This window comes from Streptomyces sp. TLI_171 (assembly GCF_003610255.1).
GTDB lineage: Bacteria > Actinomycetota > Actinomycetes > Streptomycetales > Streptomycetaceae > Kitasatospora.
In genome coordinates this window covers 2,852,564-2,866,149 of the sequence record NZ_RAPS01000001.1, presented here as the reverse complement: position 1 = coordinate 2,866,149, position 13,586 = coordinate 2,852,564, and the positions used below count along the sequence as shown (strand labels likewise).

Annotated in this window: 10 protein-coding genes; 9 read left to right on the top strand and 1 reads right to left on the bottom strand. The window is 74.0% G+C overall.

Annotation, left to right across the window (positions count from 1 at the left end; all coding sequences use genetic code 11):
- Positions 1–5 precede the first annotated feature (5 nt).
- The 3 genes from BX266_RS13000 (at position 6) to BX266_RS12990 (ending at position 4,831) form a co-directional block, all read left to right on the top strand.
- Positions 6–2,306: a UvrD-helicase domain-containing protein gene (locus BX266_RS13000; RefSeq protein WP_099899525.1), complete on the top strand. Its 2,301-nt coding sequence runs from the start codon at positions 6–8 to the stop codon at positions 2,304–2,306.
- A gap of 328 nt (positions 2,307–2,634) precedes the next feature.
- Positions 2,635–4,110 carry an NAD-dependent malic enzyme gene (locus BX266_RS12995; RefSeq protein WP_099899523.1) on the top strand — a complete coding sequence of 492 codons (1,476 nt, stop codon included), beginning with the start codon at positions 2,635–2,637 and terminating at the stop codon, positions 4,108–4,110.
- A 439-nt stretch (positions 4,111–4,549) separates the two neighbouring features.
- Complete coding sequence (locus BX266_RS12990) at positions 4,550–4,831, top strand: HU family DNA-binding protein (protein WP_030459611.1); 282 nt, start codon at positions 4,550–4,552, stop codon at positions 4,829–4,831.
- Between the two features lie 77 nt (positions 4,832–4,908).
- Here the strand turns inward: BX266_RS12990 and murA are convergent, their stop codons facing one another.
- Positions 4,909–6,264, bottom strand: a complete 1,356-nt coding sequence (gene murA / locus BX266_RS12985) for a UDP-N-acetylglucosamine 1-carboxyvinyltransferase (protein WP_099899521.1) — start codon at positions 6,262–6,264, stop codon at positions 4,909–4,911.
- Between the two features lie 218 nt (positions 6,265–6,482).
- Between murA and BX266_RS12980 the strand changes: the two genes are divergently transcribed.
- The 6 genes from BX266_RS12980 (at position 6,483) to BX266_RS12955 (ending at position 13,564) form a co-directional block, all read left to right on the top strand.
- Positions 6,483–7,055, top strand: a complete 573-nt coding sequence (locus BX266_RS12980; protein ID WP_099907795.1) for a YqgE/AlgH family protein — start codon at positions 6,483–6,485, stop codon at positions 7,053–7,055.
- Between the two features lie 59 nt (positions 7,056–7,114).
- Positions 7,115–7,390 (top strand): DUF3039 domain-containing protein, encoded by a 276-nt coding sequence (locus BX266_RS12975; protein WP_030459614.1) that lies wholly within the window; start codon positions 7,115–7,117, stop codon positions 7,388–7,390.
- Positions 7,391–7,463: 73 nt separating this feature from the next.
- Positions 7,464–9,101 (top strand): beta-N-acetylhexosaminidase, encoded by a 1,638-nt coding sequence (locus BX266_RS12970; protein WP_099899519.1) that lies wholly within the window; start codon positions 7,464–7,466, stop codon positions 9,099–9,101.
- Positions 9,102–9,321: 220 nt separating this feature from the next.
- Entirely contained in the window at positions 9,322–10,218 is an 897-nt protein-coding gene (locus BX266_RS12965; protein WP_099899517.1) for a xanthine dehydrogenase family protein subunit M, read from the top strand.
- Entirely contained in the window at positions 10,215–11,246 is a 1,032-nt protein-coding gene (locus BX266_RS41170; protein WP_399169546.1) for a (2Fe-2S)-binding protein, read from the top strand. Before BX266_RS12965 ends, BX266_RS41170 begins: the two co-directional genes overlap by 4 nt.
- A complete protein-coding gene (locus BX266_RS12955) occupies positions 11,243–13,564 on the top strand; it encodes a xanthine dehydrogenase family protein molybdopterin-binding subunit (protein WP_099899515.1) in 2,322 nt (773 codons plus the stop codon). Before BX266_RS41170 ends, BX266_RS12955 begins: the two co-directional genes overlap by 4 nt.
- Positions 13,565–13,586 lie beyond the last annotated feature (22 nt).

Here is a 13,586-nt window from a genome sequence, read left to right as displayed (position 1 = left end):
GCTCCTTGGGCGCGCACGGCTCTGCCCGGCACCAATCCGACACTGTCCGCGACCGCGAGATCGCGGGGGAGCAGCAGCACCTCGACACCGTCTACCGGCGGCTGGAGGAGAAGCTGGCCGAGGCGGAGTACATCCTCGAGGACGCCGCCAAGCGGGTGCAGGTCGGCACGCCCGGCGCACTCGCCGAGCGGGACGCCCAGGTGTACCGCGCGGGCGCCCACCTGCAGCGGCTGAACAACGAGTTCGAGGACTTCCTGTTCGGCCGGATCGACCTCCAGCAGGCCGACGCGCCGGAGGAGCACGGCATCCCCTCGCAGACGCCGATGGACCCGGCCGACCCGGCCGTCGCCGAGAGCCTGCACATCGGCCGGCTCGGCGTGCTGGACGCCGAGTTCGGCCCGCTGGTGATCGACTGGCGGGCACCGGCCGCGGCCCCGTTCTACCGGGCGACGCCGCTGGAGCCCGGCCGGGTGATCCGCCGCCGGGTGATCCGCTCCAAGGGGCGGAAGGTGATCGGCGTCGAGGACGACCTGCTGCGCCCCGACCTGACCCCCACCCTCGGCGGCGAGGAACTCGCCGTGGTCGGCGACGGCGCCCTGATGGCGACCCTCGGCCGGGCCCGCGGGCACTCGATGCGCGACATCGTCTCGTCCATCCAGAAGGAGCAGGACGAGGTGATCCGGGCCGCCGCGGCCGGCGCGACCCTGGTCACCGGCGGCCCCGGCACCGGCAAGACCGCGGTCGCCCTGCACCGGGCCGCGTTCCTGCTCTACCAGGACCGCCGCCGCTACGCCGGGGGCATCCTGGTGGTCAGTCCGACGGCGCTGCTGGTCTCCTACACCGAGGGCGTGCTGCCCTCGCTGGGCGAGGAGGGCCAGGTGGCGATCCGCGCGGTCGGCAGCCTGGTCGACGGCATCGAGGCGGACCGCTACGACAGCCCCGAGGTGTCGCGGATCAAGGGCTCGGCCCGGATGGTGCAGCTGCTGCGCCGGGCCGCCCGGGCGGCCGTGGAGCTGGGCGCGCCGACCGAGCTGAAGGTGTTCGCCCGCGGCCGCGCCCTGCGGCTGGACGCGGGCCGCCTGAAGGCGGTGCGCGGCAACGTGGTGGGCGGCGGCGGCACCCCGCTGAACCTGCTGCGCCCGCGGGCCCGCCGCCTGCTGCTGGACGCGCTCTGGTCGGAGGCGGTCCGCGACCTGCCGAAGCCGACCTCGTACGCCGAGCGCGAGCAGCGCCAGGAGGAGCGCGAGTCCTTCGACGAGTACGTGTCCGACGAGGCGCCGTTCCTGGACTTCCTGGACGCCTGGTGGCCCGCCGTGACGCCGCGCCGGGTGCTGGCCACGCTGCGCCAGCACCGGCACACCAACCGGATCGCCCGGCGCGCCGTGACGCCCGAGGAGGCCCGCCTGCTGGCGGCCTCCTGGCGGCACCTGGACGACCGCGGCGCGGGCGCGCTCTCGGCCCACGACGTGGCGCTGGTGGACGAGCTGCAGGTGCTGCTCGGCGAGCCGGCCCGCCCGAAGGTCCGCGAGGTCGACGCGGTCGACATGCTGACCGGCCTGGACGAGGTCACCACCTACGGCGAGCGGATGTACCGCCAGCGCGAGCGGGACCGGGTCCCGGAGGAGCGCCGGGAGTACGCGCACGTGATCGTGGACGAGGCGCAGGACCTCACCCCGATGCAGTGGCGGATGATCGGCCGCCGCTCCCGGATGGCGACCTGGACCATCGTCGGCGACCCGGCGCAGTCCTCCTGGCCGTTCCCGCAGGAGGCGCAGGCGGCGATGGACGAGGTGCTGGCGGGCAAGCCGCGCCGCCGGCACACGCTGACGGTGAACTACCGCAACCCGGCGGAGATCGCCGAGGTGGCGGCGAAGGTGCTGGCGCTGGCCGCGCCGGGCACCCCGTCGCCGACCGCGGTGCGGGCCACCGGCGTGCACCCGCGGTTCGCGGCGGTCCGGGAGGCGGACCCGGCGGCGTTCGGCGCGGCCGCCCGGGCCGAGCTGGAGCGGCTGCTGGCGGAGGTGGACGGCACCGTGGCGGTGGTGGTCCCGATGGACCGCCGGGCCGAGGCGGCGGGCTGGATCGCGGGCCTGGGCGACCGCGTGGTGGCGCTGGGCAGCCTGGAGGCGAAGGGCCTGGAGTACGACGCGACGGTGGTCGCCGACCCGACCGGCATCGCCGGCGAGTCCGAGGCGGGCCTGCGGGTGCTGTACGTGGCGCTGACCCGCGCCACCCAGCGCCTGACGGTGCTGTCCGGCCCGGACGACCTGCCGGACGCCGCGGGCGTCCCCGCGCTGCTGAAGTAGCCCGGGCGGCAGCACGAAGGCCCCCCACCCGGAGGTGGGGGGCCTTCGCCAGGTTGAACACCGACCCGCCATGCTCGCCTCGCGGCAAGTGGTCCCTCGAAGGGACGAAGGTTGGGCCCGGGGGCTTGGATCGAGCCGGTGCCGTTCCAATGTAACGCATCCCCGCCGACGGGCAAGGAGATCGCGGATCCCACCGGCCGGTTTGTCGGATCCGCACACTCTATGAACGTTATTTCTGGCTGGCCCTTGGACGGTGCGACCATCGAGGTCTAGCATGCCGAGCGGCATGAAACTTCAACACTTTGTTGATTCAGGAAGAAGGACGTCGATGGCGACGGTGCCCAGTGTCTCGAACTCGATCACGGTCCGGTTGGAGGTTCCGGCCACCGGCAACGCGGTGAGCTCCATCACCACCGCGGTCGAGTCCTCCGGTGGGTCGGTCACCGGTCTGGACGTCACCGCCTCCGGCCTGGAGGCGCTGCGCATCGACGTCACCGTGGCGGCGTCCTCGGTGGCGCACGGCCAGGAGATCGTCGAGAAGCTCCGCACGATCGACGGCGTGAGCATCGGCAAGGTCTCCGACCGCACGTTCCTGATGCACCTCGGCGGCAAGATCGAGATGTCCTCGAAGCTGCCGATCCGCAACCGCGACGACCTGAGCATGATCTACACCCCCGGCGTGGCCCGGGTCTGCCTGGCGATCGCGGAGAACCCGGAGGACGCCCGCCGGCTGACCATCAAGCGCAACAGCGTCGCGGTGGTCACCGACGGCTCCGCGGTGCTGGGCCTGGGCAACATCGGCCCGAAGGCCGCGCTGCCGGTGATGGAGGGCAAGGCGGCGCTGTTCAAGCGGTTCGCCGGCATCGACGCGTGGCCGCTCTGCCTGGACACCCAGGACGCCGACGAGATCGTGGCGATCGTGAAGGCGATCGCGCCGGGCTTCGCGGGCATCAACCTGGAGGACATCTCCGCCCCGCGCTGCTTCGAGATCGAGGCCCGGCTGCGCGAGGCGCTGGACATCCCGGTGTTCCACGACGACCAGCACGGCACCGCGATCGTGGTGCTGGCGGCGCTGACCAACGCGCTGAAGGTGGTCGGCAAGGAGATCGGCGAGATCCGGGTGGTGATGAGCGGCGCCGGCGCCGCGGGCACCGCGATCCTCAAGCTGCTGATGGCGGCCGGCGTCTCGCACGCCACCGTGGCGGACGTCCGGGGCGTGGTCCACCTGGGCCGCGACGACCTGAACGACAGCCTGCGCTGGATCGCCGAGAACACCAACCGCTCCGGCCGCACCGGCACCCTGAAGGAGGCGGTGGCCGACGCCGACGTGTTCATCGGCGTCTCCGCCCCGAACGTGCTGGACGGCGACGACCTGGCCACCATGGCCAAGGACGCGATCGTGTTCGCGCTGGCCAACCCGGACCCGGAGGTCGACCCGGCGGTGGCCCGGCAGACCGCCGCGGTGGTCGCCACCGGCCGCAGCGATTTCCCGAACCAGATCAACAACGTGCTGGTCTTCCCGGGCGTCTTCCGCGGCCTGCTGGACGCCCAGTCCAGCAGCGTGGACACCGAGATGATGCTGGCCGCCGCGCGGGCGCTGGCCACCACCGTCACCGACGAGGAACTGAACCCGAACTACATCATTCCGAGCGTCTTCCACCCGGGCGTGGCCAAGACCGTCGCGGCAGCGGTCCGTGACGCGGCTGTGGCGGCCCGTGGCGGCGCCGAGGCGGCTCCCGCGAGGCCCACCCCGGGCATCGTCGGAACGCTCGACACCGCCGCGTTCCCGGCCGTTCAGCTCTGATCCGGCGTCCGCCCGGCGGGCCCGCCGCGCCCCCCGTCCGGTGAACCTGCCGGAGCCCTTGCGACACAAGGGCAAGGGGCGTGTTTGGGCTTGTCGGTGCCAGGGCGTACGGTAGCCCTGCGACGGGGAGGCGTGTCCGACAAGTACGGTACGTCCCCAGTTGTGCCACGGCGTGTCGTCCCGACCGCCGCCCGCCCCGGTCACTCCGGAGCCGACGGAGCGTCATACCTCTGTCCGGCGGGCGCTGTTCGGGTCAATCACGTCGGCGCCCGATTGGCTTTCTCAGTGCCGGTCGGGGCAGGATTCGTACCCAGGCGGGCAGTTTGCGGCGCTTCGCGGTGCGAGCCCGGCCCCTGACCACCCCTCGCCTGAACGAGCACCGTTGCGCGGACCGGCCACGCCTCCGCGCACGGCAGAGCAACAGACCACAGGAGTACACATGAACCGCAGTGAGCTGGTGGCCGCGCTGGCCGAGCGCGCCGAGGTGACCCGCAAGGACGCCGACGCCGTGCTGGCCGCCTTCGCCGAGATCACCGGCGAGGTCGTCGCCAAGGGCGACGAGAAGGTCACCATCCCCGGTTTCCTGACCTTCGAGCGCACCCTGCGTGCCGCCCGCACCGCCCGCAACCCGCAGACCGGCGAGCCGATCCAGATCGCCGAGGGCTACAGCGTCAAGGTCAGCGCCGGCTCGAAGCTGAAGGAAGCCGCGAAGGGCAAGTGACCCTCCGCCGCTGAACGCACCGGTGGCCGGCCTCCCCTCGGGGAGGCCGGCCACCGGCTTTTTCGTCGCCCTGCTGGTCAGGCGGTGAGCTGGACCTCGGCCACCTCGTTCGCCGACGGCAGCTCGATGTGCGCGCCCAGGTCGCGCAGCTTGTCCATGAAGTTCTCGTAGCCGCGGTTGATCAGGTCGATGCCGTGCACCGTGGAGGTGCCCTCGGCCGCCAGCGCCGCGATCAGGTACGAGAAGCCGCCGCGCAGGTCGGGGATGACCAGCTCGCCGCCCATCAGCTTGGACGGGCCGGAGACCACCGCGGAGTGCTTGAAGTTCCGCGCCCCGAACCGGCACGGGGTGCCGCCCAGGCACTCCCGGTACAGCTGGATGTGCGCGCCCATCTGGTTCAGCGCGCCGGTGAAGCCCAGCCGGGACTCGTACACCGTCTCGTGGACGATGGACAGGCCGGTGGCCTGGGTCAGCGCGACCACCAGCGGCTGCTGCCAGTCGGTCTGGAAGCCCGGGTGCACGTCGGTCTCCAGGGCGATCGCCTTCAGCTCGCCGCCCGGGTGCCAGAACCGGATGCCGGCGTCCTCGATCTCGAACGCGCCGCCGACCTTCCGGAAGGTGTTCAGGAAGGTCATCATCGGGATCTGCTCGGCGCCGCGGACGTAGATGTCGCCCTTGGTGGCCAGCGCGGCGCACGCCCAGGAGGCGGCCTCCAGGCGGTCCGGCAGCGCCCGGTGGGTGTAGCCGTCCAGCTCGTCCACACCGGTGATCAGGATGGTGCGGTCGGTGCCCAGCGAGATGATCGCGCCCATCTTCTGCAGCACGCAGATCAGGTCGACGATCTCCGGCTCGATGGCGGCGTTGCGCAGTTCGGTGACGCCCTCGGCCAGCACCGCGGTCAGCAGCACCTGCTCGGTGGCGCCGACCGACGGGTACGGCAGCTCGATCTTGGTGCCGCGCAGGCGCTGGGCGGCGACCAGGTAGGTGCCCTGCGGGTGCTTCTCGATGGTCGCGCCGAACTGGCGCAGCACCTCGAAGTGGAAGTCGACCGGGCGGCCGCCGATGTCGCAGCCGCCCAGGCCGGGGATGAACGCGTGGCCGAGCCGGTGCAGCAGCGGGCCGCAGAACAGGATCGGGATGCGCGAGGAGCCGGCGTGCGCGTCGATGTCCGCGACGTTCGCGCTCTCCACGTGCGACGGGTCGAGGATCAGCTCCCCGTCCTCGTCACCGGTGCGGACGGTGACCCCGTGCAGCTGCAGCAGGCCGCGGACGACCTTCACGTCCCGGATGTCGGGAACGTTGCGCAGTCTGCTGGGGCCCTGGCCGAGCAGTGCGGCGACCATGGCCTTGGGGACCAGGTTCTTGGCACCGCGGATCTGAATCTCGCCTTCGAGCGGGTTTCCGCCGTGGACCAGCAGGACGTCGTCGGTCATCGTTCTCGCAATCCGGGTGCGCAGGAGAGGTTTTCGGCTGCCGGGCCGAGGGAAGAGCCCTTCACCATTCCATAGATGGTAGAGGGTGGGCGATTGGTTCCCGTGTGCCCTATTGGTGATCATGCTGTAAGGGGTGCCGCCCGGCACCGCCATTGGGCCGTCCGGGTGGTGCCGGGAACGGATCGCCGGGTGTCCGCGGCGGCCCGGTCCGGGGCATGATGGCAGGCATGGAAGCGGCCCCCTCGCTGACCGGCCGACTGCTCGTCGCGACGCCCCTGCTGACGGACCCGAACTTCGCCAGGTCGGTGGTCCTGCTGCTCGACCACGACCCGCAGGGGGCGCTCGGCGTGGTCCTCAACCGGCCCACCCCGGTGGACGTGTCCGCGGTGCTGGACGGCTGGGCCCGGCTCACCGGCGACCCCGCGGTGGTGTTCCAGGGCGGCCCGGTGGCGCTGGACTCGGCGCTGGCGCTGGCCGTGGTCCCCGGCGAGGACTCCGGCCCGCTCGGCTGGCGGCGGGTGCACGGGGCGATCGGCCTGGTCGACCTGGAGGCGCCGCCCGAGGTGCTGGCCGGGGTGCTCGGCGGGATGCGGGTGTTCGCCGGCTACTCGGGCTGGTCGCCCGGCCAGCTGGAGCAGGAGATCGGCGAGGGCGCCTGGCACCTGGTGGACTGCGAGGCCGGCGACGTCTCCTGCGAACGGCCGGAGCGGCTGTGGCGGGCGGTGCTGCGCCGCCAGCGCGGCCCGCTGGCGATGCTCGCCACCTACCCGGACGACCCGCTGCTGAACTGAGCGGGAGCCGCTCCCGCATGGTGGCCCGGTTCCGGGCGGCCCCCATAGACTTGGCACCTATGAGCACTCTTGAGCCCGAGCGCGGCCTCGGCACCGGCACCCTGGTCGAGCCCGTCCCGCAGACTTCGCACGGGGACGGCGACCACGAGCGCTTCGCCCACTACGTCCAGAAGGACAAGATCATGGAGAGCGCGCTCTCCGGGTCCCCCGTGGTGGCGCTGTGCGGCAAGGTCTGGGTGCCCGGCCGCGACCCGAAGAAGTACCCGGTCTGCCCGATGTGCAAGGAGATCTTCGACGGGCTGAACAACCCGGGCGGGGACGACAAGAAGGACTGACCGGGCGCCAGCTGCGCAAACACCCCCCGAGTGGTCTATGCCAATCGGGGTGGTCCGGGGCAGGATGAGGCGCATGGACCTCATCCCTGCCCCGTTGCACGTCCAGACCCCCGCCGACGCCGCCCCGTTCGCGCTGCACGCGGGCGCCCGGATCGCCGCCGGCCCCGGCACCGAGGGCGTCGCCCGCCGGCTGCGCGCCGAGCTGTCCGCCGCCACCGGCTTCGACCTGGACCCGGCGCCCGCCGGGCAGTCCGGGGAACTGGTGCTCGCGCTGGACCGGGACCTCGCGGCCGAGGAGTACCGGCTGAGCGTCGACGCCGACACCGTGCGGCTCACCGCCGGCAGCGCCGCGGGCCTCTCGCACGGCGCGCAGACCCTGCGCCAGCTGCTCGGCCCCGCCGCGTACCGCAGCGCCCCGCTGCCCGGGGCGAGCTGGACGGTCCCCGCGGTGGAGATCCGGGACGCGCCCCGGTTCGGCTGGCGCGGCGCCCTGCTGGACGTCTCCCGGCACTTCATGCCGAAGGCCGGGGTGCTGCGCTTCATCGACCAGCTCGCCGCCCACAAGCTGAACGTCTTCCACTTCCACCTGACCGACGACCAGGGCTGGCGGATCGAGATCCGCCGCTACCCGAAGCTCACCGAGGCCGGCGCCTGGCGCGAGCGCTCGATGGTCGGCTACCGGGCCGGCGGCCGGCACGACGATCAGCCGCACGGCGGCTACTACACCCAGGACGACCTGCGCGAGATCGTCGCGTACGCCGCCGCCCGGCACATCACCGTCGTCCCCGAGATCGACCTGCCCGGCCACAACCAGGCCGCCATCGCCGCCTACCCCGAGCTCGGCAACACCGACGTGGTGGACACCGCCGCGCTCGGCACCTGGACCGACTGGGGCGTCAGCGAGAACATCCTGAACGCCTCCGAGGCCACCCTGCGGTTCTACGAGCACGTGCTGGAGGAGGTGCTGGAGATCTTCCCCTCCACCTTCGTGCACGTCGGCGGCGACGAGTGCCCCAAGGACCAGTGGAAGTCCAGCCCCGCCGCGCAGGCCCGGATCGCCGAACTCGGGCTGAAGGACGAGTTCGAGCTGCAGAGCCACGTCATCCGGCACTTCGACGGCTGGCTGGCCGGGCGCGGCCGCCGGCTGATCGGCTGGGACGAGATCCTGGAGGGCGGGCTGGCCCCCGGCGCCGCGGTCTCCTCCTGGCGCGGCTACGACGGCGGGATCGCCGCCGCGCAGGCCGGGCACGACGTGGTGATGTGCCCCGAGCAGCACGTCTACCTCGACCACCGGCAGGCCCCCGGCGAGGACGAGCCGGTCCCGGTCGGCTGGGTGCGCTCGCTGGAGGACGTCTACCGCTTCGAGCCGGTGCCGCCGCAGCTGGACCAGGACGCCGCCCGGCACGTGATCGGCACCCAGGCGAACATCTGGACCGAGTTCATGAACGACGGCCGGGACGTCGACTACAAGGCGTTCCCGCGGCTGGCCGCGTTCGCCGAGGTCGCCTGGTCCGACCTGCCGCGCGACCCCGCGGCGCGCGACTGGGCCGGCTTCGAGGCCCGGATGGCCGGCCACTACCCGCGGCTGGACGCGCTCGGCATCGAGTACCGCCGCCCCGAGGGCCCGCGGCCCTGGCAGCGCAAGCCCGGCATCGTCGGCCGCCCGCTGGACGGCGCGCCCGGACCGTCGGGGCCGCACACCGCTCCGTGACGGAGAGTCAGCACGGGGGAACTCCGGGCGCGGCCCACACGTCATGATCAGGTGAACAACCGATCACATGGGCAACGACTCGGTCGCGGTCGCGTCCGGAGTTGTCCCGACTTGTTCGGACCTGTCCGGAGCCCGAAAAATGATCAGCGGACTTTGTGTGCCAGAGTTGCCCAACCCGCACCGATCGCCCGTACCCTACGGGCGGCAGGCCGCACTGCAAATGGAGCACGGTGGGAACCTGGTGAACCGGACGATCATGTTGCCGGCCTCGGTCGACGAGGCGGTCGAAGCGCTGGCCGTCACCCCGGGGGCGGTGCCGGTGGCGGGTGCCACCGACCTGATGGAGGCCGTCAACGCCGGGCGGCTGCGGCCCGCCGCGCTGATCGGACTCGGCCGGATCACCGAACTCCGCGGCTGGCGCTACGAGGACGGCGGCACCGCCGTCCTCGGCGCCGGCCTCACCCACGCCCGGATGGACCGGCCCGACTTCGCCGCCCTCATCCCCGCGCTCGCCGACGCCGCCCGCACCGCCGGACCCCCGCAGGTGCGCAACGTCGGCACCCTCGGCGGCAACATCGCCACCGGCGACCCGGCCGGCGACACCCTGCCGGTGCTCGCCGCCCTCGAAGCCACCGCCACCCTCGCCCGGGCCGGCGCCGTCCGCGACGTCCCGATCAGCCACCTGCTCACCGGCCTCGACCCGCTGCGCCCCGGCGAACTCCTCACCTGGGTGCGGGTGCCGCTGCTGCACGCCCCGCAGGTGTTCCTCAAGTCCACCGGCCGCAGCGGCCCCGCCCGCGCCGCCGCCTCCGTCGCCCTGGTCCTCGACCCCGCCCGGCGCGGCGTGCGCTGCGCCGTCGGCGCCGTCGCCCCCGTCCCGCTGCGGCCGCTGGAGGCCGAGAGCTGGGTGGCCGGCTGCATCGACTGGGACGCCCGCGGCCAGGACGGCGCGGTGCTGATCGACCCGGGCGCGCTGGCCGCGTTCGGCGAGTACGTGGCCGGCGCGTGCGTCCCCGAGGGCGGCCACCTCGGCGAGGGGGCGGCCTCGGCAGCGGCCCGCCTGCGGCGTACCGTAGCGGTGCTGGCCCGCAGGGCACTGGGAAGGGCGCTGAAGTGACGGACGAACTGCTGAACCACCCCGGAGCGCTCACCGGCGACGTGCGCCCCACCGCCTCGTACACGCTGCGCGTCAACGGCGTCGAACGGCCGGTCAGCGACGCCTGGATCGGCGAGAGCCTGCTGTACGTGCTGCGCGAGCGGCTCGGCCTGGCCGGCGCCAAGGACGGCTGCGAGCAGGGCGAGTGCGGGGCCTGCTCGATCCAGGTCGACGGACAGCTGGTCAACGGCTGCCTGGTGCCCGCCGCGCTCGCCGCCGACAGCGAGATCGCCACCGTCGAAGGCCTCTCCGGGGCCGGCGGCGCCAGCGACGTCCAGCAGGCGCTGGCCGACTCCGGCGCCGTCCAGTGCGGCTACTGCACCCCCGGCATGGCGATGGCCGTGCACGACCTGCTGCAGCGCAACCACCGGCCCAGCGACGTCGAGGCCCGCCAGGCGCTGTGCGGCAACCTGTGCCGCTGCACCGGCTACCGGGGCGCGCTGGCCGCCGTCCAGGCCGTCGCCGACTCCCGCGAGGCCGCCCTGGAGGCCGAACTCGACGCCGCCGAGCAGGCCGCCGCCGAGGCCCCCGCCAACGCCGCCGCGGCGCCGCGCGCCACCGAGCAGTCCTTCGCCGACCTCGCGCTGGCCGGCGAACTCCCGCTGTACGCCGACTCCGAACTCTGGCACGAGGCCGACCAGCTGATCCCCGCCCAGACCCAGGGCGAGGCCACCCGGCGCACCGGCGGCTACGCCTACCCGCCCACCCCGCCGCACGGCACCCCCGTGCCCGCCGGCTGGGACCCCACCCCCGCCCACGGCACCGCCGCCGACGGCTACGGCACCCCCGCCCACGGCACCGCCGCTGACGGCTACGGCACCCCCGCCCACGGCACCCCGTACCTCCCCACCCCGCCGCACGGCACCCCCCACGACGCGGGCCCCTTCGACGGCACCGTCTACGCCACCGACGGCTACGGCCGGCCGTACCCCGGCTACGACGCCACCCCCGCCCACGGCATCAGGCTCCCCGAGGACGAGAACGCATGACCTCCGCCACCGAGCTCCCGGCGGCCGCCCCCGCGGACGACGAGGCCTCCGCCACCGGCCTCGGCAGCTCCCCGCTGCGCACCGACGCCCTCCCCAAGGCGCTCGGCATCTACCCGTACGCCGCCGACCTGTGGGCCGAAGGACTGCTGTGGGGCGCCGTGCTGCGCTCCCCGTACCCGCACGCCCGGATCGTCTCGGTCGACACCTCCGCCGCGCTCGCCGTCCCCGGCGTGCACGCCGTGATCACCGCCGCCGACCTGCCCGCAGGACCGGACGGCAACCCCGACGGCGCGCCCGCGGGCAGCGTGGTCGCCGACCGGCCGGTGCTCGCCGCGGGCGTGGTGCGCCACCACGGCGAACCCGTCGCCGCGGTCGCCGCCGACCACCCCGACACCGCCCGCCTCGCCGCCGCCGCGATCCTGGTCGAGTACGAGCCGCTGGAGCCCGTCACCGACCCCGAGGCCGCCTTCCACGCCCCGCCGCTGCACCCCGACGGCAACCTGCTGCGCCACCTGCCGCTGCGCACCGGCGACCCGGACGCGGTCGGCGACATCGTCGTCGAGGGCCTCTACCAGGTCGGCCGGCAGGACCCGGCCCCGATCGGGGCCGAGGCGGGCCTCGCCGTGCCCCGCCCCGACGGCGGCGTCGAACTGCACCTGTCCTCCACCGACCCGCACGGCGACCGCGACCGCACCGCCGCCTGCCTGGGCATCGACCCCGACCGGGTCCGCCTGGTGGTCACCGGCGTGCCCGGCGCCACCACCGACCGCGAGGACCTGTCCTTCCAGGTCACCCTGGCGCTGCTCGCGCTGCGCACCGGACGGCCCGTCAAGATGACGCTCACCCGGGCCGAGTCCTTCCAGGCGCACACCACCCGGCACCCCGCCCTGCTGCGCTACCGCCACCACGCCGACGCCGACGGCCGGCTGGTCAAGGTGGAGGCGCAGATCCTGCTCGACGGCGGCGCCTACGCCGACGTCTCCGCCGAGGCGCTGGCCTCCGCGGTGGCGTTCTCGGTCGGCCCCTACACCTGCCCCAACGTCTTCGTGGACGCCTGGGCGGTGCGCACCAACAACCCGCCCGCCGGCCGGATGCGCGGCGAGGGCGCCCTGCAGACCTGCTTCGCCTACGAGTCGCAGCTCGACCAGCTCGCCAGGCAGCTCGGCATCGACCCGGTGGAGATCCGCCGCCGCAACGCGATGACCACCGGCGACCCGCTGCCCACCGGACAGGCCGTCACCTGCCCCGCCCCGGTCGAGGCCCTGCTCGACGCGCTCGCCGACTCCCCGCTGCCCGCCCTCCCGGTCGACGACCCGGAGGCCGACTGGCTGCTGCCCGGCGGCCCCGGCGGGGCGGGCGACCCCGCCGCGGTGCGGCGCGGCATCGGCTACGCGGTCGGCATGGTGCACATGCTCGGCGCCGAGGGCGAGGACGAGGTGGCCACCGCCACCGTCCGGGTCAGCGGCGACCACGCCACCGTGATCTGCGCGGCCGTCGACTCCGGCCAGGGGTTCGCCACCCTGGCCCGGCAGATCGTCCAGTCGGTGCTCGGCGTCAGCGAGGTGTACATCGCCCCGGTCGACTCCGACCAGTCCGCGGCCGGCCCGGCCGCCCGCGGCCGGCACACCTGGGTGTCCGGCGGTGCGGTGGAACGGGCCGCGCTGATGGTCCGTCACCAGATGCTGCAGCCGATCGCCGCGGACTTCGGCATGTCCGTCGAACTGCTCACCATCAGCGAGGGGAAGATCACCTCGTACGACGGGGTGCTCGGCATGCCGGTCAGCCAGGCGCTGGAGGGCCGCGAGCTGTGGGCCACCGCCCAGTGCCGGCCGCACCCCACCGAGCCGCTCGACCCGGAGACCGGGCAGGGCGACGCGTTCGTCTCCATCGCGTTCTGCGCGATGCGCGCCGTGGTCGACGTCGACATCGAACTCGGCGCCGTCCGGGTGGTCGAGATGACGGTCGCCCAGGACGTCGGCCGGGCGCTCAACCCCCGCCAGATCGAGGACCGGATCGAGGGCGCCGTCGCCCAGGGCATCGGCCTCGCCCTGCTGGAGAACCTGCGCACCGAGGGCGGCGTCCCGGTGAACGCCTCGCTCACCGGCTACCGGCTGCCGACCGCCCTGGACACCGCGGACATCAGGATCGCCGCCCTGCTGGAGGAGCGCGACGTGGTCGCCCCCTTCGGCGCCAAGGCCGTCAGCGCGGTGCCCGCCGTGGTCGCGCCCGCCGCGGTCGCCGCCGCCGTCCGGGCCGCCACCGGCCTGCCGGTCGGCCGGCTGCCGATCCTGCCGGAGGACGCCACCGTCCCCGTCTGACCGGTCTCCGGCCGGGTCGGGC